The organism is Nostoc sp. C110 (genome assembly GCF_043099725.1).
Classification (GTDB): domain Bacteria; phylum Cyanobacteriota; class Cyanobacteriia; order Cyanobacteriales; family Nostocaceae; genus Nostoc; species Nostoc muscorum_A.
This window is the reverse complement of sequence record NZ_CP171148.1, coordinates 2,800,149-2,825,030: the sequence shown is the minus strand read 5'-3', so window position 1 is coordinate 2,825,030 and position 24,882 is coordinate 2,800,149. Positions and strand designations below refer to the sequence as shown.

The window sequence follows — 24,882 nt, the reverse complement described above, 5'->3', positions numbered from 1 at the left end:
AGTCATCGGTACTTAGATAAAGGACAAATGACTAAAATGTTGCAATTTCTGCTAGCTTAAAAATAATAAGAAAGTGTCAGTGTCGCCCTTTAGGATATTCTATCCTTAGTATTTCGCTGTATTGGGAGAAGCAAAAATGACCATAATATTCCAATTTGCCTTGATAGGTCTAGTCCTATTGTCCTTTGTCCTGGTTGTAGGCGTTCCGGTTGCTTACGCTACTCCCCAAAATTGGGTTGAATCTAAAAAACTACTCTGGGTTGGTTCTGCCGTCTGGATTGCTTTGGTATTTTTAGTTGGTTTGTTAAACTTTTTTGTCGTGTAGACGACGGCTTTGCTCTGGCGCAGGCACATAATATAAGAACTAGAGGGGCAGAAAAGCCAAGGTCAAAGACCAAAGGAGAAAAGAAGAAATTTTTTCCGATTTCCTTTTTTTTAACCGTGCTTTCCTGCTCCTCTACATTTAAATAAGAAATGTATATTGGCCAGAACTATAGTTGATTAAGAGGCAGTCATGGCAGTTTTCGAGGGAACTTTTACCCAAACGGAGCCTTTGCGGTTTGCAGTGGTGATTGGTCGATTCAATGACCTTGTTACCGGAAAGCTGCTAGAGGGATGTCAAGATTGCTTGAAACGCCACGGTGTAGATCCTAACCCCCAAGGTAATCAGGTAGACTATGTTTGGGTTCCAGGAAGTTTTGAGGTACCTTTAGTAGCTCGCCAACTAGCACTTTCCCATCGTTATGATGCTGTAATTTGTCTAGGTGCAGTCATTCGTGGGCAAACACCCCATTTTGATTATGTATCCGCCGAAGTTTCTAAAGGTATTGCCGCCGCTAGCTTTCAAACTGGTGTGCCAGTAATTTTTGGCATTTTGACAGTAGATACTATGCAGCAAGCCTTAGAACGGGCAGGTATCAAAGGTAATCATGGCTGGGATTATGCTCTAAACGCCCTAGAAATGGCAAGCCTGATGCGGCAATTGCGTTCTAACCTAGCAGAGCCATATTCTCGTAATAGCCAGTCTTTGCCCGCCTCTTTTCAAAGTGCCAGCATTGGCAATTTAACGGCGGAGTCAGAAGAACTCGGCTAAATGAGTCATTAGTCATTTGTCCTTTGTCATTCACTAATGACCAATGACCAATGACCAATGACCAATGACCAATGACCAATGACCAATGACAAATTAATAAATAAAGGGGTTGACAATCAGAGATAAATCTGAGATATTGATATATGGCAATTGATTGCGGGTGTAGCTCAGTGGTAGAGCGTCACCTTGCCAAGGTGAATGTCGCGCGTTCGAATCGCGTCACCCGCTTCCAACTAAAACCTCTTGAAGTTAAAAAGTTCAAGAGGTTTAGTATTTTTAGGGTGCATTGAAGTCTTTGGCGATTCGCGCTGTATTCTTGTGAATCGTTCCGAATTTTGATGAATTTCATAGATAGGTAGAATATAAAGTAATTTAGATATGGTGGAACTATTTATTTGTGGATAGATTTTACCCATCTATTAAAACTGGTTCAAACTATGGGGGAATTCAAGGGTATTAGTCTCTTAAAACAGGTTTATGTATGTCATAAATGTCAGCAGTGTGCTGACTAAGATTTCACACTGAGCGTAGCCGAAGTGTTACATACATCTAAACATTTTGAAACTTATGCACGAATAGCTAATTCGTGTCTCGACATTAAGGGATAACCGCTCCTATGCTCCCTTTGAAATGTCAAATAATATCTAGCTTTGTCTAGATTTTATCTAGTAGAAGAAAAATTTAAATAAGATTGTCAGCTTCGGGGAAATATTACAAATAAAAACCCCGTACTGATATGAAAATTAGGATACTTAGAGTCTGCTGCATCTACTGTTTGCAATCATGGCGATATTTGTATTGCCAGTACATGTATATAAAGAGAGCAATCTATAGTAGCAGAAGCTTCTATTGCATTTACCAAAGGATTATATTGTCGTAGTTCGTGTAAAACACGCTCAAGTTACTAGAACGCTTGTGCAATCTCAAAAACCCGAAAAAATAGATTTCAATGCTGAATACCCCTGTCCCTGTCGTCGCCGGGGTCAGTTAATTCCGATTACGTTGACAGAAGCATTTGGTTGCGATCGCTGTCAGCAAATCTTTGTTGTAGAAGATAATGGTCATGTCCTAGAACAGCTTTCTACCACCTATCCCTACAAACGGGCTTGGCGTTGGATGGGAAATAGTTGGCACGTTGTCCATCCCCGCTTGGGAGAAAGCTATCTGCCTATAGCACTTGGCATTATTTTCGTGCTAGTGATTATATGGCTGCCATTAGCACTGCGATTAGCAAATGGTTCCAGCATTATTGCTTGGGCAATGGTGGCGGTGCTATTAGCTATTCTGCCAGCATTAATGGTCTGGCTTACCTACAGACGTTAACTCAATGACTGTTGAAGTTTTAGATGACCACCCCGAACCGATTACTAGTGCCCAACGAGCCTATCAAGCTTCCCTAAAGTTGGGGATTACAAAGGGAGCAGACCGCAGTCGTGCAGTATTGGCGATGGCGCAAGCTCTTGAGCGCTCATTTGACGACATTCTAGAAGCCAACACGTTGGATTTAGAAGCCAGTCGAGAAATGGCAGTGCCAGAGTTGATATTGGACTGGCTGAAGCTGACTCCTAAAAGGCTAGAGATGACAGTAGACGTTTTACAACGGTTAGGGGAATTATCAGATCCGCTACGGCGCGTCAGAACGGCTGATTATCAACTGGAAGATTCCCAGAGTTACACCCAGTTAATGCCTTTGGGAGTGATTGGATTTATTTATGAAGCCTTTCCCGATTTAGGAGCGATCGCAGCAGGTTTTTGTATTAAAACTGGCAATAGTATAATTCTCAAAGGTAGTACTGAAGCTAGCCATTCCAACGCCGCCATCGCTGAGGCACTGCAAAATGCGATCGCAGAAGTTGGTCTACCTCCGGGCTGTGTAGAGCTGATCACAGCCGAACATGGTGCTTCAATTCGGGATTTAGTCACCCAAGACCAGTACGTGAATCTAGTTATTCCCTACGGACGTTCTAGCTTGGTACAGCAGGTAGTACGACAGTCAACTTGCCCAGTCTTAAAGTCCGCGATGGGTAACTGTTATCTCTACTGGTCGCTAAATTCCAGCTTAGAAATGGTGCGCTGGATGATTCTTGATAGCCATCAAAGCGAACCAGATCAAGTCAATGCCATTGAAAAGGTACTCATTCATCGTCAAGCCTTGCCATCATCCTTAGCAGTTCTGTGGAACAGCTTGATGGAAAAAGGTTTTGAAATTAGAGGGGATGCAGAACTAGTACAAGCCTTTCCCCAGTTGCAGCTGGTGAAGGAGGGCGAATGGGGAAATCCTTATTTAACAAAGACAGTAGCTTTTAAACTGGTGGATAGCTTAGAGGGTGCGATCGCCTGGATTAATGAATACAGCAGTGGTCATGCTGACTCCATCGTGACTGAATCCTACCAAGAAAGTCGGCAGTTTGCTTTAGGAGTTAACAGTGCCTCTACCTACATCAACACTTCCCCGCGTTTTTCCCGCAACCCTTCGCGGGGAGATTCAGTATTTCTCGGTATGTCTAACCAAAAAGGTCATCGTCGAGGATTTATCAGCCTAGAAACTTTGACCACTGTTAAGCACATTGTTCAGGGAAATGGCAGGTTTTAAATTAAATGGGGAATGGGGCATGGGGAGATAAGGAGCAGAGAAGAATAATTATTGATAACCAATTCCAATGCCCAATTCCCAATATTAAACTTAACAAAATCTTAATTTCTGCTTGATCCTGGATTGCTAGGTTCCTTGTATTTACATCTGGTAGAGGTGAATATGGAACTTATGGATGGCGGACTGCTAGCAAATCGGTGTAGACGGCGGAGTTTTTTGTTGGGTGCAGGATTGTTAACTGGGTTAACAATTGCTAGCCAGTGGCATCCGGTATTGGCTAGCTCAAGGTTTTCTGATTATCCGTTCAGTCTTGGTGTTGCCTCTGGCGATCCTTTGCCGGATGGTGTTGTTATTTGGACGCGGCTGGCTCCAAATCCACTTTCTGGGGGTGGAATGCCAGTGGTAAATGTGCCAGTGCGGTGGCAAGTTGCCCTTGATGAAAACATGAGAAAGGTTGTCCGTCGAGGAACAGTACTAGCAACACCAGAGTTAGCGCACTCAGTCCACGTTGATGTGCGTGGGCTAGAGCCTGACCGTTGGTACTGGTATCAATTTGAAGCGGGTAGAGAAGTGAGCCCTATTGGCCGGACTCGCACAGCACCAGCCTTTTATAGCTATACCCAACAACTAAACTTTGCTTTTGTCTCCTGTCAAGACTGGCAAAATGGCTATTACACGGCTTATCGGCATTTGGCTGAGGAAAACCTCGACCTTGTGGTTCATCTAGGTGATTACATCTATGAATATGGGCCACAATCTGGTGGACCACGCCAGCATAACAGTCCAGAAATCATTACTCTTGCAGACTACCGCGATCGCTACGCTCTGTACAGAACAGACCAGAGTCTCCAAGCTGCTCATGCTGCTTTTCCCTGGATTGTCACTTGGGATGATCATGAAGTTGACAATAATTATGCCAACTTAATCTCCGAAGATAACCAAAGCGAAGAGGCTTTTAGAAAACGCCGAGCTAGTGCGTACCAGGCTTACTACGAACACATGCCTCTACGTCAGTCTTCGCTACCTAAAGGCCCAGATATGCTGCTTTATCGGCGGTTGAGTTTCGGTAATTTAGCTGAGTTCAACGTCCTAGATACCAGACAGTACCGCACTAACCAACCTTGTAATGATGGACTTAAGCCTCGCTGCCCAGATGCTTTTGATTCAAATGCTACCATGACCGGCTCAGAACAAGAGCAGTGGCTACGAAAAGGCTTAGATCAATCGCGATCGCGCTGGAATGTGATTGCTCAACAGACCATGCTCGGCCAGTACAATTTTAATAGTAGTCCAGGCCCTGGTGTCTTCAATGTGGATCAGTGGGACGGCTACGTAGCTGCACGTAATCGGCTCTTGAGTTTTCTAAACCAGCGCAAGCCTTCTAATCCAGTGGTGATTACCGGAGACATCCATTCTAGTTGGGTACACGATCTAAAGCTTGATTTTAATAACCCCAATTCAGCCACGGTAGGCACTGAGTTCGTAGGAACCTCAATTACCTCTGACTTTCCCACAGCATTTATCGCTCCAGTTCAAGCTTCACTAAGTAACAATCCCCATACCAAGTTTTTTGATGGTGCTTTTCGGGGATATGTCCGTTGCAACCTTACCCCACAACGCTGGCAAAGTGACTACCGCGTTGTATCAAGCATCGTTGACTTGAATGCCTCTGTCAAAACTCTAGCTTCGTTTACAGTCCAAAACGGACAACCAGGAGCGCAACTGAGTTAACGTGAGTTCGATCAACCTCTCTTTGACTTTAACTCAAGTTCAAATCTCTCCCTCTCCGACTCGGAGAGGGAAGATTTTGCATAGTAAAACTAGGGAGAGGTCTTTGTAGTATGAAATATGACTTTAGATTATTCAAGCCAGAAGCGATCGCTTGTTAAAGGCTACAGCGAATCAATTTTCATTAAAAGTTATTTGGGAATTTCTTTGCAATACTTAACTAGCTTCTAATTAAAAAAAGTGAATATAGATTAACAATGATAACTAACATCATATTTTATTAAGTTCATCAGGCTAAATAGAGAGTATGCTTAACAATTGAAGTCTAGTTGACGATTTAAGTAACTAGGTGCAAACAAACTTAAATATTTGTTGAGTATTTTGTACTTTGCCATTTTTTTAAGTATTAAATACTAAAAAACAAAGTTTATTGTGTCAACTTACTAACTAGGTTATCAAGCGAGGTGGGGAAAATCCGACCTAAGCCAAATACTAACAACAGCGAAAACAAAAGTAAACTTAACAACAATTACGTAAGATGATAAGAAAAATTTTGCTGACTGTATCGGGATTGGGACACGCAGAAGAAATGCTCAAAACCCTGAGAGAAATCCCTTCAATTGAATCTGCGAAAGTTACAATTTTGCATGTTGTTCAGGCACAAAATACTGCTGCTACCATGACAACTAAATGGGAAAATGGTGGTAAAATTCTGGCTAATGCCATTCAAACTTTGAATTTAGATCCTAGCCAGGTTTCTTCAATTTTGCGCGAAGGCGACCCCAAAGATGTAGTTTGCCAAGTAGCTGATGAAATTGACGCTGACTTGATTGTTATGGGTTCACGCGGACTGAAACGACTACAATCTATTTTATCGAACTCAGTTAGTCAGTATGTTTTCCAGCTATCTTCTCGCCCTATGTTGCTGGTAAAAGATGACATTTATGTGAAAAAAATTAAGCGCATTATGGTGGCAATAGACAACTCTGATTCTGCAAAAAACTGCTTGAAATTGGCACTGTTTTTACTGCGAGATATTCAGGGAGGCCAGTTAATTTTGGCAAATGTTAGTACAGATTTAGGTGGTAAAAAATCGGAAATAACCGAGGTTAACTCAGATAAAAATCCAGTTTTAGCAGCCGCAGTTGCAGAAGCTCAAAAACAAGGTATCCAATCTCGTGCTTATATCAGCAGTGGTAAACCTGGTGAAGAAATTTGTCGCTTGGCAGAAGAGTTGAATATAGACTTATTATTGCTCGGTTCTCCAGATCGTCGTCCATCCATCGCGAAGAGTTTTGTTGATATAGATCGACTTATCGGATCTTCCTTGTCTGACTATGTTCGAGTCAATGCCACTTGTCCGGTATTATTGGCGCGGACGATCGCTTAAACTAAGCAGTGCTGGGTATTAGATTTGTTGTAATTAAGATACTAAAGAAGCAAGATTTTCTTGCTAATATTCAGCACTCATACTATTTTTGTTTAAAACTGCCATTATTTGACTGTAGGGGCAATTCATGAATTGCCCCTATAGAAATGCTAGCAGTTACGCTGTGTGCAACTTTCTCTCAAACCTAACCCCCACACCCTTCTCTACTAGCGTTGGGGAGCAAGAATCAAAGCTTATCTCCCTCTGGGGGAAAGGAATGGAAGTTGGGTTTGAAAAATAAGTTGCACATCGCGTTACCAGTTAGCGGTTGATAAATAAAAACCCCCACATTACTAGTGCAGGGGTTATTTATTTTATACACAAATTCTTAACTATCTTTTCCACCTTGGCGGCTAGCAGTTTGGATGTACAGAATTAGTAAAAACACAGTGGGAACTAATACGAACAAAATGCTCGCTACGAACCCCAGGTCATTAACTTGCATGGCAAGAAAGCCTCTCTTAGTTTTCCAGTCAACAACATTAGGATACCATTATCAATGACAGAGTTAGCCCAAATTTTTTACTTTCTCCAATGCTAACTACGAATGCTCCCAAAAAATTTAAGGCTTTGTGACTACGCTGACTGAGCCATTCACTAAAGTTTGACACGCAAGGCGGTAATTTTCTGGCTTTTTCTTGAATTTACGATTTTCTACTTCTGTGCGGGGGGAAAGATTTTCTAGTCCTTCGACTATTTCAACAATGCAAGTACCACATTGACCATTACCGCCACAATTTGTCATCTTGCCAATGAATGTATATATATCAATGTCATTTTGCATGGCTTTGAGTCGGAGATTGGCACCATCTGCCGCTACTACTTCTTTATTCTCTTTAACGAATTTGATATTACCCATAATTTATTCCTCCTTGACTCTAAGCTTGGCTTTCAAGGCTTCATATTGACATGGCTTGATTCACATCTTGTTTATTATATTAAAACATTACAAAATATTAATAAATATTAATTTTATAAAACATAGTGCCACAAAAAAATAGAACAGGTATATTACCTGTCCTACTCAATTGAAAAATAGATTAACTTACCTAAATCCCACGGCTGCTTGCCAAACGAAAGCAAGCAACAAGAAGAATACAGGGATGACTGGGAGAACGTCTACCAAAGGATCGAAAATTTGGTAAGCTTCAGGCAGTTTTGCTAATAAAAGTGCTGCTTCCATGTTTGTTTAAATCCACCTATCCAACACAGCTTTCATAATTGAGAAGTATCTTAACATGGTTTGGTCATTGGTCATTTGTCATTAATACCCTATTATTCAACTCCCCACTCTTCATCTCTCTTTTCTTCGTTGAGCCAGTGGCCAAATTCTGTGGTGAAGTGATCGCTCAATATTGCTTCTCTAATCTTTTGGGTAAAGCGAATTAGCTCGGTAATGTTGTGAATGCTCAACAAGGTATAAGCTAAAATTTCTTGCGATCGCACCAAATGAGATACATAAGCACGGCTAAAATTTTGACAAGTGTAGCAGGGACAAGTTTCATCTAATGGCGTAAAATCTTCACGAAACTTAGCATTTTTTAAATTCCAGCGTCCGCCCTGGACTATTGCCGTTCCATGTCTTGCCCAGCGAGTGGGAATTACGCAATCAAATAAATCTATACCAGATGCGATCGCGATCGCCATTTCCCGATAAGTACCCACACCCATCAAATAACGCGGCTTTTCGGGTGGTAGAAGCGGTGCTGTCACTTTTACAATCTCAGCCATCAATTCTGGCGGTTCTCCCACACTCACGCCACCAATGGCATATCCAGGCAAATCTAACTTAGCCAAAGCTTCAGCCGCACGGCAACGCAAATCCAAATACACGCCCCCTTGCACAATCCCAAACAAAGCTTGCTCACTGCGTTGATGAGCCGTTATGCAGCGTTCTAACCAGCGATAAGTTCGTTCAGTAGCAGTTTCAACCTCTTGCCGAGTCGCTGGGTAGGGCGGACACTCATCAAAGGCCATGATCACATCTGCCCCTAAAGTATTTTGAATCTCAATAGAGCGTTCTGGTGTCAAGTTAATAATTCGTCCATCATGTGGTGAACGGAAAGTTACACCTTCTTCAGTAATTTTCCGCATCTCACTTAAACTGAACACCTGAAACCCACCAGAATCTGTGAGCATCGGGCCGTTCCACCCCATAAACTTGTGTAATCCACCACCCCCAGCCACGATCGCTTCGCCTGGTTGTAGGTGAAGATGATAAGTATTGGATAAAACCATTTGCGCCCCAGTATCTCGTAGCTGGGCTGGGGTGATAGTTTTGACATTTGCCAGCGTACCCACTGGCATAAATCTGGGGGTTTCTACAACCCCGTGAGGAGTGGAAAACACTCCGGCTCTAGCTTTTGTCTGACTACAGCAAGCAAGACATTCAAATGAAAAATTCGCACTCATGCCATTTTAGATTTTTGAAGATGCGCCTATTAAGACTTATGCAAAACTATACGATGTAGGGGCAATTCATGAATTGCCCCTACATCAATAAAGCGCAGCCTTACTTACATCAAATTAGTATAGTAGTCGCTATTTTAAAAAGAATCAGAACAGTCATCGTCAATTTCTGCATCCCATCTGGCTGAGAGAACTTGCTCCATCATCGCTTCTATGGCGCTGACATTGAAGGTTCGCTCTCGTCGCTCTTGTATGGGGGTTGAACGGGGAATCAACCGCAGACACACTCCTTCTTGCATCAAATCGAAGTAAGTTTCTTGTTGCGATGACTGTTTGAGTTCCAAGTAATCAAAACTACAAACATTCAAATATAGCGCATGATTAGCCACTAAGGTAGACCTTTGTGGATTAGCAAAAACTTCCATCACATCCCCTTCACCCTCGCTCAGTACCTTATCTTCTTGGGTGTAGATGTAGTGGACTCGACCTAAATCTGCCAGCAATCGCCGGATGTCGAGCTTATTCACAATGATGCCCGTGTTAATAATGCACGGAGCTGGTATCCTGGTGTCGGGTAGATGGTGACTCATAGGAAAATAGCGATTGAGCTAAGGAGAGCGATAACAGAGCTAAACTGTCAAAATTGAATAGCTTGTTTACTCCCTACATTTAAAAAAATATCAATTTTGTGGGGCAATCGTCTAACAATTTAGAGTAAGTTTTTAGTTAACGAATACAAAACACAAATTTTGATTCCTGATGGAATTTTAATTTCCTGAATCATTTTATTTTTGTATAAAAAACTACTCAAATTTTTTTATTTATTACTTAGACCAGCATAACAAAATTTTCAGTGATAATCTCTAACAGAAGTAAATCTTATCTAAAGCTTTAAAGTTTACTGATGTTCAATTGTAGTCAAATTATGGTGATTATCCAGCAATTAGCCAAATATTAATGTAACTACGATGACGAAACAGCAACAGTGGTGGAAAAAGCTGCTGTTAAAGCTGGCAGCTAGTATTATATTTTACACAAGTATTCCATTGCCGTATTTGAACGGATTAGATTTTCAGGGAGTGGCACGTCTTGCTTCGCTTGTAGGGTTAATAATTGGGGGAATTTTAGGGTTACTGGATACGGGGATGGATTATCTTGGGATGCCAGTGTTAACTCGTAGTGCTTTGGTAGTAAGTATTTGGATCGGCATAACTGGAGGACTGCACTTAGATGGGGCAATGGATACTGCCGATGGTTTAGCAGTGGGCGACCCAAATCGGCGGCTGGAGGTGATGGCAGATAGTGCTACAGGTGCATTTGGAGCAATGACTGCGATCGCCTTGGTGCTACTCAAAATCACAGCCTTAACAGATATGCCAGAAAACCGTTGTTTGCTGCTGATGGCTGCTTGTGGCTGGGGACGTTGGGGACAACAGGTAGCGATCGCGCGATATCCTTATCTGAAACCAACCGGCAAAGGTGCATTTCACAAACAAGCCATTCGTTCTTACAAAGATTTGTTACCAGGATTGTTTTTGCTCTTAAGTTTGAGTGGTTTACTTGTGCTGATAGATAAACAGCAATTATTTCTCGCACTGGCAATGATAATTGCTGGAAGTGCGATCGCTACTTTAACCGGTGCATGGTTCAACCACAAATTAGGCGGACACACCGGAGACACCTACGGCGCAGTCGTCGAGTGGACTGAAGCCTTATTTCTGTGCATATTGACCGTTTTTTAAGATGTGGGAGCAAGGGAGACAAGGGGACAAGAGGTGAGAACTTGAAATAAGTCTTTCCCCTTGTCCCCAATTCTCCTTGTCCCCAAGTCCAATTCCCAATTCCCAATTCATTTAATCGGTTGCAGCTTTGTCACCTTGAGTTTAAAAGCCCCAACCCCAGTTTCCCCAAAAGACCGGACACGAATCACATAATTCCCTGTCTCTACGATGCGGGTAAATAGTAGGGAATTGCTACTACCATCGGGGCCATCATCATTTTCTGCCAGAGTCGATCCATCAGGTGCTAGCAGTGTAATGATGCTGTCAAAATTTTCAGATGACAGGTCAACTGCTAAATTATCGCCCTTTTGTAACTTCACAGTATAATCACGAGCAAACCCACCTTGACCTGTGGGAATGTCTTTATCTGAGAGGCTATCGGAAAGTTCAGTACTGTTAGATAAAGGAATTGGACTATACAACTTATTTTGAGCAAAAGCTGCGCTTGTACTTACACCTATTGCCAGCAATGTGGCAGGAATAATCATGAGTTGTTTTAAACCCGCCGCAAAAACTTTATTCATACATTTCAAGCAATTTTTTCCACAAAAATAGAGTAATTCGGTCGATTTATGCGCTTATCTGTTCAATTTAGCTCATTAATTTTGGAATTTATCCGTCTTTAACGGCAGTGGCTACTGCTACTAATCCTAAGACCACTATTCCATACTGACGAAGAGTTTGCACAGCAGACCTGGCAGTAGCACCAGTAGTATAAATGTCGTCCACTAACAGCACAGGAACATTTGGGGGGCGATCGCGAAATTCTTGTCCGACAGCAAAAGCTTGAGCCAAGTTTTTTTCTCGCTTAGATACCGATAAACCAAATTGCGCTTCAGTTTCTCGGACTCTGGCTAAACCGTTTAGTTTCAATTTTAATCCAGTTATTTCGCAGAAGCTTTGTGCTATTAGTGCAGCTTGATTGTATTTACGTTGCTTTTGCTTGCTAGGGTGCAGTGGAATGGGAACCACCACAGGCTGGCTATCTCGCCTCGGTGAATTTAACAACCATGCTTCTCCTAACCATTGACCCAAAGGGCGGGCTATTTGGGGTTGATTTTCGTATTTCATCACAGCGATCGCTCGTTTCACTGGGCCACCATACTCTCCCCAGCCAAACACTGGTATTGGCCCTTTCCATAGAGACATTGGGTCTTTACGTTGACATTTTTGAAGTTGTCTGGTGCAGTTGTGACAAAATTCTTGGGAAGTTGCGCGTTGGCATAGTGGACAATGGGATTGGAGAAAAAGATTAAGTAAGCCCGTGAGATTTTTAATCCAAGTGTGCATTTAGAATTGTCCTTTGGCATTAGTCACTTGTCCTTTGTCACTTGTCCTTTGTTCTTAGCTAATGACCAATGACCCATGACCAATGACTAATGACCAATGACTAATGACTTAAAATACACGCGATCGCAGCGTGTTGTTTCTACTCCCGTTGATGGAGTGTAGCCGTTACTTTCATACAGCTTGACTGCTTCCACCAAAACACTGGCGGTTTCAATCCAAATTTGCCCAAAACCACGCTCTGCGATCGCTGCTTCTAGCTGTTGTAACAAATATTTCCCTAATCCCAAACCCCTAATGCTGGGCAAAAGATACATTTTGCGGATTTCTACAGCTTTTTCACCTCGGTGTATGGGGTAGTATGCCCCAGTTCCTACTAACTGGCTTTGGTGTTCAATTACCCAAAACTCCCCCCCAGTAGCTAAATAATATTCCTCTACTCGCAATACATCTCGGTCAGCGCCGTTGGGTTCCCAACCCAGACCGTATTCTGATAATACATAACTGATGACTTCGGCGGCTCTGGTGCGATCGCTGGCGACCCAATCACGAATTATAAAATCTTGATAATAGTTTTTCATTACCATTTGCTGGTCAAGTTTACACAGAAAATTTTCTGGTTCTATATCCCAATTTACTCAGCAAATAGCAATTCTTGCATGGTCAGTTTCAGGTGGTACTCTCAAGATGTCAATAAATAGACTTGGGGAGAGGAATTATCTTCCCCTCCCCAAGTCTATTTAGCAAGGATAATCCAGCGATATAGTAGTAATGCTTGCGGCGGGCTACGCCTACGCTGACATTTATCTTAGTCTCTATAACCTCTATAACCTGTCCAAGGGCCCCAGATAGCTAAAGTAATACCAGGGCTTTGAATGTTAACGAACAAAGTATCACCATCGGGTGAGAAGCAGGCTCCAGCAAACTCACCAGTTTGGAGGGCGTTACGTGCAAATTTGTAGATTTCACCACTGGGAGTAATACCTATCAAGAAATTGTCACCGCTTCCGTCCTCACAGAGGATAAGATCGCCAAAAGGTGCTACGACTAGGTTATCGGGCATATCGAGTTCATCTTTAGATTGAGACTCGACAAACAGTTCAATTGTCTCTTCACCCGGAATGTAGCGCCATACCTGACCACCCCCTACAGGGCCACCACTTGTAGCAGTGAAGTAAAATTCACCTTTGCTCTTCTTGTCATCCTTGCCGTTTTTGTCTTTCTTGCCCTTGTTGTCATCGTACCAAATGCCTTCCCCACGGTTAAACCGGGCTGCACCTAAGCTACGACCTTGGACTCTGACATTATCTACAGTAGTAGGGTTTGGCTCAGGAATAGTCACCCAATCTACATCCCATTTCTGTCCTACTACGAAACCGGTAGTGGTGTTAACCTCTGGTCTATCCTTGATCCTCAGAGCTTGGAGAGTGCCTCCTGCTTTTAAATTGCCATACTGTTTCGGGATAAAACGATAGAAGAGGCTACTTCCACTATCTTCAGTCTGATAAACAATTCCAGTTTTGGGATCTACAGCTACAGCCTCATGATTAAACCGTCCCATTTCAACTAGAGGTACTGGTTCAACAGGAGAGGTGGCCTTAGCTGGAACCTCAAAGTTATAACCATGTGGCTTAGTGACTCCATTCGTCGCAGTTGGTATGGTTACATCTTCTTCGCAGCTAATCCATGAACCCCAAGGAGTTAGACCACCTGCACAGTTACGAATGGTTCCACCAAGAGAACTGAACTCTTTGATCAGTTTGCGATCGCGTCCAACAATCAGAGTTGTAGTGCCACCTCTGCAAATAGGATCGTAGGGATTGGGCACTTGTACTTTTGTACCAGAAGTATTGCTAAGTTCGTGATTGCGAACCAGGATTACTGTATTTCTGGGCCCAGGAAAGGCTGCCATTCCATCATGATTACTAGGCTCTAAACTCCCATCGCTCATGAGAGTGCCTGTGCGAGATATAACTTGATACCGAAATCCACTTGGTAAATCTAACAAGCCATTGGGATCTGGTAAAAGTGGCCCATATCCTATGCCATATCTTGATCCATAGGCTTGTTGGGCAAGAAGACCCTTCATAGGAGACACCATCAAAGTGCCGACAGCAGTTGTACCTGCTATTGCAAAGAATTTACGTCTTGAAAATGTCATGAGGATGATTTGGTTACTTACATAATGCTGAAGAAAAAGTATTTTATTTTGATTAAGTTTGGGTTATGCTTTATTTAATTTAGGTTTAGTTGATAAAATATGAATTTATATAAAATTTGCCTTTTCTTTTAGCAAATTTATGTATATAAGCCTCATCTATATTGAGACCTAGAGTTTTTTAAAAGATATATTTATGTAGGTTGGGTGGAGTGAAAAGCAACCCAACATTACCACCAAATTTTATGTTGGGTTACGCGATCGCTGCACCCAACCTACATAACTACGGTTCTCAAGGTAGACAAGGCTTAGGACTCACATTTGATTTTTGAAAAAACTCCGTACAGCTCAAAAAGCCTTCTTTCCTACCACCAAACTGCGCGAACAAAAATCAAAGTGGATTCCTATATGAAGTTTATAAATAGAGTCCTCAAAAAAAGCCAGCATCTATATAGACAGTGAACCTGAATAGTCGAAGCTAGCATGATTAGAACTGTAATTAAATATTATTCTAACTTTAACGAACAAGGAATTTTAAAGGCTAGAAATACCTAAAACTTGTAGGGGACGGATTGAGAATATGTCCCCTAGTTATAGTGCAATAGGTTTACTGTTAAAGCTAAATTTGTAGTTTAGATATGGGATAGTTTTTGACAGCCAATTTTTAACTGACAATTCCTAGATTGCTGTAAATTTCGATGAGATTGCCATCAGGATCGCGAAAATGAGCGGTGCGAATTCCCCAGTCTGGGCGATCTTGCGGTTCCGTCACAACGATCGAATTCTGATTTTTTACTTGGTTATAAACCTCATCCACGTTATCGACTGCGAAAACCAAGACTATTTTATCTCGATTGACAATGTATGAAGGCTGTTCAATTCTTGGAACTACTTCAGCCATTAATTCTTTTTTGAACAAACCCAACTTGAGATATCCGGTATTCAACTCAGCATATCCGCTCTCTTCATCGCCCCAATCGACATCAAATTTCAGCAGATCCCGGTAGAACAGAAAAGAATCTTTGTAGTTGGAGACAAGTAGTCTCAGGTGTGTTAGCTGAAGCTTCATATCTGTTGCCTTAGTCTACTAACTGTGAATTCTAGGTTCTGGGTGCAAAGTCGCCAGCAACTCGCTTTCGACAATTGCTAATTCATCAAGCCGTTGCATGACAATTTCTCTGTCGAAATAAGTAGCAGCTAAAACCCAATATATACCGTAGTGACGCGCTTCGGATGCCATTAGGCCACGATAAAATTTTGCTAACTCTGGCTCTGGACAGTGAGCAGCTAATAGTCCCAGACGTTCGTGAGAACGAGCTTCAATTAAACCAGTGACTAGTAAGGAATCCAGAAATCGCTCAGGTTCTTTCGGGCGAACTTGAGCTTTTAAACCTGCGCCGTAGGGAGGCGGTGGTAAGGGAGCTAAGGGAATATTCCGGCGTTCTAACCATTGGTTAACTAGCTCAAAATGTTCTAGCTCTTCACGGGCGATCGCAGTTAGTTCCCGCACCATTTTAGTATTGGAAGGGTAGCGAAACATCATATTCAAAGCCACACCTGCTGCTTTGCGTTCACAGTGAGAGTGGTCGAGTAAAATGATGTCTAAGTTAGCGATCGCTTGTTCAACCCAAGCAGAGCTAGTGGGCTGTTTTAGGACGTTGATAGTCGGTAACTGAGTAATCACAGAGTCACAAAACTCCAGAATTTTAATTTAGCTGAGTACCTTAGCAAATTGATTTTAATCGTGGATGGAGCAATTTGTTTATAGTAGGGGCGTACAGCTAGCTGTACGCCCCTACGCAGTATGTGTTAAAAATAACGCTTAGTATCAGCATCACAATTACAATCTTGTGCGTAGGCTTTGCCCACGGAAACTATAACTCCAGCAGTACAAGCAAATCCGGATTTCTCACGATACTGTAGGCAGAGGAGTGTGGGGAGTGTGGGGGGTGTGGGGAGTGTGGGGAGTGTGGGGAGAAAGAGGAGGAATTGAATAACTGCATATCATGCACATCAATGAACGCTGCATTACCTCCCACACATTCCACACCTCCCACACCTCCCACACCTCCCACACTCCTTGATTTCTCACTTGTGAGAAATCAAGGTAAATTATTCCTGCTGCCGCCGTTCCTCCATATCTTGACTAGAAATCATACTATGGACTCTCTCTACATCTGCCATCATTAAAACTGCTCCCTGTATATCCATGCCAAGTAACGGGGTGATTGCCAGGTAACATTTTATTTGCCTACCTCGACGATTAGTAGCATCAAGGATCATTTCTTGAAATTGTTTTTTACCAGATAGGCAATCGCGGAGTGGCGATCGCAACTGCTCGACGGGTAAACCAATATCTAGGCTGAAGATAGACTTTCCTAGAACTTCATCAGTTCGCAGTCCCCATAAATCCTCTACCATGTAATTCCAAATTGAGATGTTAAAGCTGCCGTCAATTACCACTATTCCAGTTTGGAGACTTCTGAGAATAGATATCAAAAAAATATTTGTGTGATTAAGTTCTGTGGTGCGTTCGCTCAGTTCGTTATTAATTGTCTGTAATTCTTCATTAGTCGATTGGAGTTCTTCATTCATCGTCTCCAATTCTTCATTGGTGGATTGGAGTTCTTCGTTGGTAGTTTCTAATTCTTCATTGGTAGATTGGAGTTCTTCGTTAGTAGTTTCTAATTCTTCATTGGTAGATTGGAGTTCTTCATTAGTAGTTTCTAATTCCTGTTGGGAGCGTTGCAGAGCATCTTGGAGTTTAATATAACGAGTGACATCAAGAAAGGAGATGCTAACACCTAAAAAACTGGTGTCTGTTTCTTGTAAAGGCGTAATTCGCACATCTAGATATTGGGTTTCTGTGTTAGACAAATAGCGCTCTACATTTGTCAGGCTGACAGGGCGGCGTTCAGCATAAGCCCGTTCAATTAGCGATCGCAATTCAATCGGTCGATAGGAAAGTTCTAGATCCTGGAAAGGACGAGCTAAATCTTTGGGGGAAAGGCCAAATAAAGTCCGTGCCTGCTCGTTCACCATTACTAGAGAGCCATTGATATCAATGACTACTTGGGCTATTGGTGATGTGTCGAAACCCATGTCTCGCAGCCGCAAATGTCGAGACACACGGCTGCTAGATTCGTCATCTACTGAATTTGCCATAACTAGGAGGCGATCGCGTATATTAACCGACGATACCTTACTAAATATCCGGTTTTTTAAGTCTATTGGGGTAAAGAGACTAGAATGCATCAATAGCATCTCTGCTTTCCCCAAAAATAGATAACCAGTATCATTAAGTGCAAAATGAAACCGCGCCAGAATTCGCCCTTGAGTCTCAGAATTAAAGTACATTAATGTATTGCGACTAACCAGCAAATCTAAGCGCGAAATGGGCGCATCTTGAAGCAGATCGTGACGGCCAAAAATCACTGAGCGTCGTAGGTCTTGACGGAAGACATAGCGATTACCGACAATCTCAAAGTATTTCTGCCGCAGTTCATCAGATACTGCCTGGACATCTTTTGCTGAATACGTAGCTTGACGAGCTTGGTTGAGAGCTTCTTCATCTACATCTGTGGCATAGATTTTCACCCGTTGGCGAAATTCCTCTGCTCCCAATCTTTCAGCCATCAACATTGCTAAAGTGTAAGCTTCTTCCCCAGAAGCACAGCCAGCACTCCAGATGCGGATTTGGTCAGAAGTATTTTTATTCCTAATCAGATTAGGCAGTATTTCCTCTGCTAGGTATTCCCAAGCTGATGAATCTCGAAAAAAAGCGGTGACGTTAATTAAGATAGTGTTAAAAAGATAATTGAATTCTTCTGGATAAACTTCTAGGTAGTCTAAATACTCTTCAAAGTTTTCTATGTTCAATGACTGCATCCGCTTGCGGACTCGGCGCATCAAAGTCGAGCGTTTATAGCCTGTAAAATCAAATCCCCGGCTTTGTCTGAGATAAATCAGTAGATTTTCAAATTTGGGATCTCTGTCTGCGGAAGTCATAAGGTATGGCGTAGGGGATAGGGGGCATAAGAGTAAAGTTTTTATACTTGTCTACGAGTATTAAAGGTTTAAGTAAGTTGGCACAATAAAATCAAACTATGTAAAGAAAAATCAACTAGGCTAAAACCCTTATACCTGTAGCAAGATTGCCTATTGCCTTATCCCAACGACAATTATTTACGCGAACTTACTTATTAAAGGAGTTCTAAGCTTCATTAATGAGTATCAAAGACTCATTTTTATTCCAAAATATATTTCCTCTGCTCCCTAATTCTTAGCTTAGTTACATTCTCCCATGACTAAAGTCACCAGAGCCCTGGAGATTTCATCTAGGGGGAGAATAAAATCTACGTTGCCAGTTTGAACCGCAGCTGAGGGCATCCCGGAAAATTCGGCGGTCTTTACGTCTTGGACAATGACAGTACCACCCATTTTTTTGATTGCTTCTACTCCCATCGCGCCGTCGCTACCCGTTCCAGTAAGGACAATGGCGATCGCTCTTTCTTTGTAACTGGCTGCAACCGATTCAAATAATAAGTCTGCCGAAGGACGTAAAAAATGTACTAATTTCGACTGTGATAAGGAAAGTGTGCCGTCATCGTTAACCAACAAGTGACGATTGGGTGGAGCAATGTAAGCAGTTCCTGGGGTGAGATAATCTCCTTCCTGTGCCTGCTTGACGGTAATATGCGTGCGCCGACTGAGAATTTCTGCCATGAATGACGGATGTTCAGGAGAAATATGTTGCACAATGACGATCGCGGCTGGGAATTGTGTGGGTAGAGTTGATAGCACTTTAATTTGAGCAGTTAGACCACCGGCTGAGGCTGCGATCGCCACAATATCAAAGGCAGCATTAGTAAAGTGGGGTGGATTATTCTTGGCATCTTCTGCCATCTGAATCATGATTTTTCGGCTGTAAGTACCAACCAAACTTATTATTTACAGGGAGCATTAATAAATTGTACGACTGCTCATCTTTTCTTTATATAAATTGTACAGTATATTTAAACCAATTTATTTTTTTTGCCTTTATCTGTTAGACTTGTCTGCTCATCTTCTTGCTCTAAAATGCGTTTTGCCTCCAAAAGTTGCTGCCTATGTTCGTCACTAACTATGGGGTATTGCAGATTGAGTTCTTCTAGTTTTGTGCAGATAATATTGGCGACTACCAGACGTGTAAACCATTTGCGATCGGCAGGAATAATATACCAAGGGGCCGATTTTGTACTAGTGTTATTAAAAACCTCTTCATAAGCATTCATATAATCATCCCAAAAAGCTCTTTCTTTGACATCGCTATCTGAAAACTTCCAATTTTTTTCAGGATATTCAATCCGTTCTAAAAAGCGTTTTTTCTGCTCTGATTTAGAAACATTAAGAAAGAACTTCAGAACGATCACACCATTGTCTACTAAATATTTTTCAAAATTATTAATTTCTTCAAAGCGTTGCTTCCATATCTTATTTCCATTAGGAAAATGAGGAAGTTGTTGCTTTCTTAACATTTCTGGATGGACACGAACTACTAGTGCTTCTTCATAATATGAGCGGTTGAATATCCCAATTCGACCCCTTTCTGGCAAAGCCTTCATTGTTCGCCACAGGTAGTCATGGTCTAATTCTTCCGCACTGGGGGACTTGAAACTAAACACCTGAAATCCTTGCGGATTCACCCCAGAGGTCACGTGTTTAATTGTGCTATCCTTACCAGCAGCATCCATTGCCTGAAAAATAATCAGCAATGCGTAGGTGTTTTGAGCATAGAGAATATTTTGGAAATTCGCTAATCGCTCAATATCTGCCTGTAATTTAATTGCAGCATCAGTTTTTTCATTAAAATCAGCTTTATAAGCTGGGTCATAGTTTTTTTTCAGAGAAATCTTTGAACCTGGTGGAACAATGAAAGCATCGTAATTCATATATAAAAGTTCCTAATATCTGCTTATGTAGCGATCCGATAGCAAAGCGGTAGCGAGTCATCAAGCGTCTTTGATTTCTGAAATTATTTGCGTAGGAAGGCAATAGGCAATAGGCAAGAAGCCTCTTTGAGTTACACTGAATTTTTTCAAAAATCAAATATGAGTCCTATATACAAGTACATTGTTAATTAGAAATTACTGAACATTATGATTTATTTATTAAATAATTTTGATTTAAAATTCATAACTTTTAACAAATTTTCATAGCTATCCAGTGGTCAGTAATGCTTTGAAGTTGAAGTGGGTGGAGGAAAAATGGTGAGGCAGGCGTTGCTGTCGCCTTGCGTTGGAAAGCAACTGCTGAACCCGCATGGTAAATCATATAGGCGATGCCTAGGTTGGGCTACGCCTACGCAAATCGGCATTGTGGACGAGTTGAGATTCAACGACCCGATAAGCGTTTTTGGCTATCCTCCCAGCGATGTCTACGACGGGCTACGCCTACGCACTCTTACACTCTTCCCTAGCAGTCAAAACTTTGGCATAATCAGACATGGCCGCACCTAAACTGATATAAATTTTGCAAAGCTAATTAAAAGGTTTACGGCGACTGGATATTTTAATAGAATAATCTCATCAAAAGATTCGCAGAAATATAAATGGACTGGATTACACTACTGCGATCGCTACAGTCTGATTTTATTAAAAGGTTAACATCTGGTTGTCTGCTTCATTGTGAAACCGAAGGTCAATATAGTGAATTAACTATAATCTCTGGAGACAGATTAAAGGCACTACGGGAATTTTGCTGGTTGATGGCTGAGAAATATAAGCGTGTTTCGCCAGTCCGTGACGTGTTTATTAGCTATCTTAAAGGGAAGTTGGGTGAGGAAGTTGTCAAGGAACGTTTAGCAGATTTTATTACCGAAGTCGATTATGAAAAGCGATTCGGCGGCGATGGCAATATAGATTTTACCTTGACTTCTGACCCCTCTATTGGTATCGAGGTTAAATCTCGTCACGGTAATATTGATAGAGTTAGATGGTCAATCAGTTCTGAAGAAGTTGAAAAAAATGCAGTTGTAGTTTGCATTTTGATTCAAGAAGATGTAAATGAAGCACAATCTCAGTATCACCTTTTTTTAGCTGGGTTTCTCCCAACCCGGATGATTAAGTTAAAGACTGGTAAAATTTCCTTTGGGATAGACCAGTTGTTGTATGGTGGAGGTTTATGGTGCTATCTAGAACAGTTACAATCTTCTCTAAATAATTCTTCTAGACAACAACCATCGATTTACAAATATCTTCCGAAGCAAGAAATTTTATCTAAGCCAACCAACAATCAGTTACTCAAATCTTTTTTTCAACCTGAATATAATAATAATGAAGATTTAAATACACTTTATGCAAAATTGGGAGATGAATATTTTGAAAAAGGAGAATATACAAATGCAATCGTTAACTATAGTAAAGCGTTACAAGTTACATCTAGCGATATTGATTTATATTATAAACGAGGTTTGACTCACTATCAGATAGGTGATTATGAAGCTGCGATCGCAGATTATTCTCAGGCAATCCAGATGAATATTCAGGATGCCAAATCTTACAATAAACGAGGTTTAGCTCTGTCTCAACTAGGTCGATTAGAAGAAGCAATCAATGATTACACTCAGGCTATTAGAATTAATCCTAATGTTGCCGTAGCTTATAAAAACCGGGCTGAAGCTCGTTCTCATATAGGAGATAATCAAGGAGCAATTGAGGATTATACCCAGGCAATTAAAATTAATCCCAATTATGCTGATGCTTATAAAAACCGTGGGATTGCTCGTTATTTATTAGGTTCTCAGCCGGGATTCCCTCAAGCAATCAAGATTAATCCAAAAGATGCTATAGCTTATAAAAAACGTGGTAATGCTCGTTCTGATTTAGGAGATTTTGAAGGAGCAATTGAAGATTACACTCAGGCAATACAGCTTAATCCTAATTATGCTGATGCCTATTATAACCGTGGCAATGCTCATTCTGACTTAGGAGATTTTGAGAGAGCAATTGAAGATTATACCCAAGCAATACAAATTAATTATAATTATGCCGATGCTTATTACAATCGTGGCAATATTCGTTTAGAAATAGCAGATAAACAGGGAGCAATTGAAGATTTTCAGAAAGCGGCAGACATCTATCGTAAAGAAGGTAAGCTAGAAGCACTCAAGGATACACGAGAAAGAATATTAGATTTAGAAATAGAAGAATCATTAGATATTTTAAAATTCTAGAAAATTTGTGAATTCGGATAAATAGCAATTTTCAGCTATGTTTCAGATACCCATACTTTCAGAGGATGTTTTAAAAGTCCCCTCGTCAGTAGGTAATCTGGCACAATAAAATCAAACTATGTAAAGAAAAATGAACTAGTACAAGCTTGTAATAAATAAACCTAGCAGGGGTTATATAACAAAACCGCCTGCCAGGAAGGTATAGTATATTCTGGCCATGTTTGATTAGGTTAGCGCTTATTTATAAAAAATAAATGCGTATCCCTAGATACAATAACTAAATACTTTGGAAAAGACAGTTAAGAAAAGTGACTAAATAGGTTAATTTCCAATTAAAACCAACAATTTTTCAAATGGGTAGATGACGGAGTGAAGGACAAGGAGACAAGGGAAAATTATTGAACGTATTCTTCCTTATTTTTTCCTAATGCCAATACAACTCTTGGAGAGGCTGCGCCCTAAGCGTAGGTATGCCGCAGGCTTTACGGCTTCGCCCTTCGGCTACGCTCAGGACAGGCTCAGTAGAAGTGCTTCGTGCCCAATCCCCAATACCCCATAATATAAGAAAGCGCTTCACACTTCTTAAATAATCAGCTTTATTAGAACAATGGCGAGAGACTTGCGAGGATTCATTAAAATTCTGGAAGAAAAGGGACAATTACGGCGTATTTCAGCTTTAGTTGACCCAGAATTGGAAATTGCTGAGATTTCCAACCGAATGCTGCAAAAAGGTGGCCCAGGGTTGTTGTTTGAAAACGTCAAAGGCGCTTCCTTTCCGGTGGCGGTGAATTTGATGGGAACTGTGGAAAGGATTTGCTGGGCGATGAATATGCAGCATCCAGAGGAGTTGGAAACCCTGGGGAAAAAATTAAGTATGCTGCAACAGCCAAAACCACCGAAGAAGATTTCTCAGGCGATAGATTTTGGGAAAGTATTGTTTGATGTGGTGAAGGCGAAACCAGGACGAGACTTTTTTCCCGCTTGTCAGCAAGTTGTGCTTCAAGGTAATGATTTAGATTTAAATAAGTTGCCTTTGATACGTCCTTATGTTGGTGATGCTGGCAAGATTATCACGCTGGGACTAGTAATTACCAAAGATTGTGAGACGGGTACACCAAACGTAGGTGTGTATCGCTTGCAACTACAATCTAAAAATACGATGACGGTTCACTGGTTATCAGTGCGGGGTGGGGCGAGGCATTTGCGAAAAGCAGCCGAACGTGGGAAAAAATTAGAAGTAGCGATCGCACTTGGTGTAGATCCTCTAATTATTATGGCAGCTGCCACACCCATCCCTGTAGATTTATCAGAATGGCTATTTGCTGGACTATACGGCGGTTCTGGTGTGCAGTTGGCGAAATGTAAAACTGTAGATTTGGAAGTTCCCGCCGATTCCGAATTTGTCTTAGAAGGAACGATTACACCAGGAGAAGTTTTACCAGATGGGCCTTTTGGCGACCACATGGGTTATTACGGCGGCGTGGAAGATTCGCCTTTGATTCGCTTTGAGTGTATGACGCACCGGAAAAATCCGATTTACTTAACAACATTTAGCGGTCGTCCACCTAAAGAAGAAGCGATGATGGCGATCGCACTAAATCGTATTTATACGCCCATACTGCGCCAACAAGTATCTGAAATTGTCGATTTCTTCCTCCCAATGGAAGCTTTGAGTTACAAAGCAGCGATTATTTCCATTGATAAAGCATATCCCGGACAAGCACGACGGGCAGCTTTAGCGTTTTGGAGTGCTTTACCACAATTTACATACACCAAATTTGTCATTGTTGTGGATAAAGACATAAATATTCGTGATCCGCGTCAAGTGGTGTGGGCGATTAGTTCCAAAGTTGACCCAGTGCGAGATGTGTTTATTTTGCCAAATACACCTTTTGATACCTTGGATTTTGCCAGTGAAAAAATTGGCTTAGGTGGACGGATGGGAATTGATGCGACTACAAAGATTCCACCGGAAACAGACCATGAATGGGGTTCGCCTTTGGAATCTGACCCAGATGTGGCGGCGATGGTAGAGAGACGATGGGCAGAATATGGTTTGGCAGAGTTGCAGTTAGGAGAAGTAGATCCAAATTTGTTTGGTTACGATATGAAGTAACCTGTTATAGATAAATACAGTTTAGATAGAGCAACAAAACCCTAATGTAGAGACGCGATTTATCGCGTCTTGAAAT

At 41.6% G+C, this 24,882-nt stretch carries 24 protein-coding genes and 1 tRNA gene; 11 read left to right on the top strand and 14 right to left on the bottom strand.

Features of this window, described 5'->3' with window-relative positions:
- Positions 1-136 precede the first annotated feature (136 nt).
- The 7 genes from psbZ (at position 137) to ACFFRD_RS17590 (ending at position 6,804) form a co-directional block, all read left to right on the top strand.
- Positions 137-325 (top strand): photosystem II reaction center protein PsbZ, encoded by a 189-nt coding sequence (gene psbZ, locus ACFFRD_RS17620; protein WP_012407095.1) that lies wholly within the window; start codon positions 137-139, stop codon positions 323-325.
- Positions 326-514: 189 nt separating this feature from the next.
- Positions 515-1,093: a 6,7-dimethyl-8-ribityllumazine synthase gene (gene ribH, locus ACFFRD_RS17615; protein WP_094346524.1), complete on the top strand. Its 579-nt coding sequence runs from the start codon at positions 515-517 to the stop codon at positions 1,091-1,093.
- 156 nt (positions 1,094-1,249) lie between these two features.
- Positions 1,250-1,321 (top strand) — tRNA-Gly (locus tag ACFFRD_RS17610).
- A gap of 687 nt (positions 1,322-2,008) precedes the next feature.
- Entirely contained in the window at positions 2,009-2,416 is a 408-nt protein-coding gene (locus ACFFRD_RS17605; RefSeq protein ID WP_041565838.1) for a hypothetical protein, read from the top strand.
- A 4-nt stretch (positions 2,417-2,420) separates the two neighbouring features.
- On the top strand, positions 2,421-3,686 hold the full coding sequence (locus ACFFRD_RS17600; RefSeq protein ID WP_392482525.1) for a glutamate-5-semialdehyde dehydrogenase: 1,266 nt from the start codon (positions 2,421-2,423) through the stop codon (positions 3,684-3,686).
- A 162-nt stretch (positions 3,687-3,848) separates the two neighbouring features.
- Positions 3,849-5,417: an alkaline phosphatase D family protein gene (locus ACFFRD_RS17595; protein WP_392482524.1), complete on the top strand. Its 1,569-nt coding sequence runs from the start codon at positions 3,849-3,851 to the stop codon at positions 5,415-5,417.
- 535 nt (positions 5,418-5,952) lie between these two features.
- The gene (locus ACFFRD_RS17590; RefSeq protein WP_392482523.1) at positions 5,953-6,804 is read left to right on the top strand and encodes a universal stress protein; all 852 of its coding nucleotides are present in this window, start codon (positions 5,953-5,955) and stop codon (positions 6,802-6,804) included.
- A 367-nt stretch (positions 6,805-7,171) separates the two neighbouring features.
- On the opposite strand, the gene psbM is transcribed toward ACFFRD_RS17590, so the two are convergent.
- From psbM to ACFFRD_RS17565, 5 genes are all read right to left on the bottom strand, one after another.
- The gene (psbM, locus tag ACFFRD_RS17585) at positions 7,172-7,288 is read right to left on the bottom strand and encodes a photosystem II reaction center protein PsbM (RefSeq protein ID WP_012407089.1); all 117 of its coding nucleotides are present in this window, start codon (positions 7,286-7,288) and stop codon (positions 7,172-7,174) included.
- 117 nt (positions 7,289-7,405) lie between these two features.
- The gene (locus tag ACFFRD_RS17580) at positions 7,406-7,702 is read right to left on the bottom strand and encodes a 2Fe-2S iron-sulfur cluster-binding protein (protein ID WP_114083568.1); all 297 of its coding nucleotides are present in this window, start codon (positions 7,700-7,702) and stop codon (positions 7,406-7,408) included.
- 186 nt (positions 7,703-7,888) lie between these two features.
- Entirely contained in the window at positions 7,889-8,026 is a 138-nt protein-coding gene (locus tag ACFFRD_RS17575) for a photosystem II reaction center protein K (RefSeq protein ID WP_006195022.1), read from the bottom strand.
- A gap of 92 nt (positions 8,027-8,118) precedes the next feature.
- The gene (gene tgt, locus ACFFRD_RS17570) at positions 8,119-9,255 is read right to left on the bottom strand and encodes a tRNA guanosine(34) transglycosylase Tgt (protein ID WP_392482522.1); all 1,137 of its coding nucleotides are present in this window, start codon (positions 9,253-9,255) and stop codon (positions 8,119-8,121) included.
- Positions 9,256-9,389: 134 nt separating this feature from the next.
- Positions 9,390-9,842 carry a hypothetical protein gene (locus tag ACFFRD_RS17565; protein WP_012407086.1) on the bottom strand — a complete coding sequence of 151 codons (453 nt, stop codon included), beginning with the start codon at positions 9,840-9,842 and terminating at the stop codon, positions 9,390-9,392.
- A 378-nt stretch (positions 9,843-10,220) separates the two neighbouring features.
- Between ACFFRD_RS17565 and cobS the strand changes: the two genes are divergently transcribed.
- Positions 10,221-10,994 carry an adenosylcobinamide-GDP ribazoletransferase gene (cobS, locus tag ACFFRD_RS17560; RefSeq protein ID WP_392482521.1) on the top strand — a complete coding sequence of 258 codons (774 nt, stop codon included), beginning with the start codon at positions 10,221-10,223 and terminating at the stop codon, positions 10,992-10,994.
- A gap of 107 nt (positions 10,995-11,101) precedes the next feature.
- Here the strand turns inward: cobS and ACFFRD_RS17555 are convergent, their stop codons facing one another.
- The 9 genes from ACFFRD_RS17555 to ACFFRD_RS17515 form a co-directional block, all read right to left on the bottom strand.
- Complete coding sequence (locus ACFFRD_RS17555; RefSeq protein ID WP_190936836.1) at positions 11,102-11,557, bottom strand: PPC domain-containing protein; 456 nt, start codon at positions 11,555-11,557, stop codon at positions 11,102-11,104.
- An 88-nt stretch (positions 11,558-11,645) separates the two neighbouring features.
- Complete coding sequence (locus tag ACFFRD_RS17550; protein ID WP_392482520.1) at positions 11,646-12,323, bottom strand: ComF family protein; 678 nt, start codon at positions 12,321-12,323, stop codon at positions 11,646-11,648.
- An 86-nt stretch (positions 12,324-12,409) separates the two neighbouring features.
- Complete coding sequence (locus ACFFRD_RS17545) at positions 12,410-12,901, bottom strand: GNAT family N-acetyltransferase (RefSeq protein WP_114083563.1); 492 nt, start codon at positions 12,899-12,901, stop codon at positions 12,410-12,412.
- A 227-nt stretch (positions 12,902-13,128) separates the two neighbouring features.
- Positions 13,129-14,481, bottom strand: a complete 1,353-nt coding sequence (locus ACFFRD_RS17540) for an alkaline phosphatase PhoX (protein ID WP_392482519.1) — start codon at positions 14,479-14,481, stop codon at positions 13,129-13,131.
- A 661-nt stretch (positions 14,482-15,142) separates the two neighbouring features.
- Complete coding sequence (locus tag ACFFRD_RS17535) at positions 15,143-15,547, bottom strand: VOC family protein (protein WP_114083560.1); 405 nt, start codon at positions 15,545-15,547, stop codon at positions 15,143-15,145.
- An 18-nt stretch (positions 15,548-15,565) separates the two neighbouring features.
- Positions 15,566-16,162, bottom strand: coding sequence for a tRNA isopentenyl-2-thiomethyl-A-37 hydroxylase MiaE (locus ACFFRD_RS17530; RefSeq protein ID WP_190961265.1), 597 nt, complete (start codon positions 16,160-16,162; stop codon positions 15,566-15,568).
- Positions 16,163-16,590: 428 nt separating this feature from the next.
- Positions 16,591-18,486: a CheR family methyltransferase gene (locus ACFFRD_RS17525; RefSeq protein ID WP_392482518.1), complete on the bottom strand. Its 1,896-nt coding sequence runs from the start codon at positions 18,484-18,486 to the stop codon at positions 16,591-16,593.
- Between the two features lie 279 nt (positions 18,487-18,765).
- The gene (locus tag ACFFRD_RS17520; protein ID WP_392482517.1) at positions 18,766-19,392 is read right to left on the bottom strand and encodes a chemotaxis protein CheB; all 627 of its coding nucleotides are present in this window, start codon (positions 19,390-19,392) and stop codon (positions 18,766-18,768) included.
- Between the two features lie 101 nt (positions 19,393-19,493).
- Positions 19,494-20,408, bottom strand: coding sequence for a polyphosphate kinase 2 family protein (locus ACFFRD_RS17515; RefSeq protein WP_392482516.1), 915 nt, complete (start codon positions 20,406-20,408; stop codon positions 19,494-19,496).
- Positions 20,409-20,723: 315 nt separating this feature from the next.
- Between ACFFRD_RS17515 and ACFFRD_RS17510 the strand changes: the two genes are divergently transcribed.
- The 3 genes from ACFFRD_RS17510 (at position 20,724) to ACFFRD_RS17500 (ending at position 24,806) form a co-directional block, all read left to right on the top strand.
- Complete coding sequence (locus ACFFRD_RS17510; RefSeq protein ID WP_392482515.1) at positions 20,724-20,975, top strand: hypothetical protein; 252 nt, start codon at positions 20,724-20,726, stop codon at positions 20,973-20,975.
- Between the two features lie 92 nt (positions 20,976-21,067).
- Positions 21,068-22,690, top strand: coding sequence for a tetratricopeptide repeat protein (locus tag ACFFRD_RS17505; protein ID WP_392482514.1), 1,623 nt, complete (start codon positions 21,068-21,070; stop codon positions 22,688-22,690).
- A 607-nt stretch (positions 22,691-23,297) separates the two neighbouring features.
- Positions 23,298-24,806, top strand: a complete 1,509-nt coding sequence (locus ACFFRD_RS17500) for a UbiD family decarboxylase (protein ID WP_012408506.1) — start codon at positions 23,298-23,300, stop codon at positions 24,804-24,806.
- Positions 24,807-24,882: the final 76 nt, after the last annotated feature.

Coding starts and splice junctions, on each gene's coding strand:
- psbZ (WP_012407095.1), top strand. CDS start 137: ATGACCATAATATTCCAATTTGCCTTGATAGGTCTAGTCCTATTGTCC.
- ribH (WP_094346524.1), top strand. CDS start 515: ATGGCAGTTTTCGAGGGAACTTTTACCCAAACGGAGCCTTTGCGGTTT.
- ACFFRD_RS17600 (WP_392482525.1), top strand. CDS start 2,421: ATGACTGTTGAAGTTTTAGATGACCACCCCGAACCGATTACTAGTGCC.
- ACFFRD_RS17595 (WP_392482524.1), top strand. CDS start 3,849: ATGGAACTTATGGATGGCGGACTGCTAGCAAATCGGTGTAGACGGCGG.
- ACFFRD_RS17590 (WP_392482523.1), top strand. CDS start 5,953: ATGATAAGAAAAATTTTGCTGACTGTATCGGGATTGGGACACGCAGAA.
- psbM (WP_012407089.1), bottom strand. CDS start 7,288: ATGCAAGTTAATGACCTGGGGTTCGTAGCGAGCATTTTGTTCGTATTA.
- ACFFRD_RS17580 (WP_114083568.1), bottom strand. CDS start 7,702: ATGGGTAATATCAAATTCGTTAAAGAGAATAAAGAAGTAGTAGCGGCA.
- ACFFRD_RS17575 (WP_006195022.1), bottom strand. CDS start 8,026: ATGGAAGCAGCACTTTTATTAGCAAAACTGCCTGAAGCTTACCAAATT.
- tgt (WP_392482522.1), bottom strand. CDS start 9,255: ATGAGTGCGAATTTTTCATTTGAATGTCTTGCTTGCTGTAGTCAGACA.
- ACFFRD_RS17565 (WP_012407086.1), bottom strand. CDS start 9,842: ATGAGTCACCATCTACCCGACACCAGGATACCAGCTCCGTGCATTATT.
- cobS (WP_392482521.1), top strand. CDS start 10,221: ATGACGAAACAGCAACAGTGGTGGAAAAAGCTGCTGTTAAAGCTGGCA.
- ACFFRD_RS17555 (WP_190936836.1), bottom strand. CDS start 11,557: ATGAATAAAGTTTTTGCGGCGGGTTTAAAACAACTCATGATTATTCCT.
- ACFFRD_RS17550 (WP_392482520.1), bottom strand. CDS start 12,323: ATGCACACTTGGATTAAAAATCTCACGGGCTTACTTAATCTTTTTCTC.
- ACFFRD_RS17545 (WP_114083563.1), bottom strand. CDS start 12,901: ATGAAAAACTATTATCAAGATTTTATAATTCGTGATTGGGTCGCCAGC.
- ACFFRD_RS17540 (WP_392482519.1), bottom strand. CDS start 14,481: ATGACATTTTCAAGACGTAAATTCTTTGCAATAGCAGGTACAACTGCT.
- ACFFRD_RS17535 (WP_114083560.1), bottom strand. CDS start 15,547: ATGAAGCTTCAGCTAACACACCTGAGACTACTTGTCTCCAACTACAAA.
- ACFFRD_RS17525 (WP_392482518.1), bottom strand. CDS start 18,486: ATGACTTCCGCAGACAGAGATCCCAAATTTGAAAATCTACTGATTTAT.
- ACFFRD_RS17520 (WP_392482517.1), bottom strand. CDS start 19,392: ATGATTCAGATGGCAGAAGATGCCAAGAATAATCCACCCCACTTTACT.
- ACFFRD_RS17515 (WP_392482516.1), bottom strand. CDS start 20,408: ATGAATTACGATGCTTTCATTGTTCCACCAGGTTCAAAGATTTCTCTG.
- ACFFRD_RS17510 (WP_392482515.1), top strand. CDS start 20,724: ATGGTGAGGCAGGCGTTGCTGTCGCCTTGCGTTGGAAAGCAACTGCTG.
- ACFFRD_RS17505 (WP_392482514.1), top strand. CDS start 21,068: ATGGACTGGATTACACTACTGCGATCGCTACAGTCTGATTTTATTAAA.
- ACFFRD_RS17500 (WP_012408506.1), top strand. CDS start 23,298: ATGGCGAGAGACTTGCGAGGATTCATTAAAATTCTGGAAGAAAAGGGA.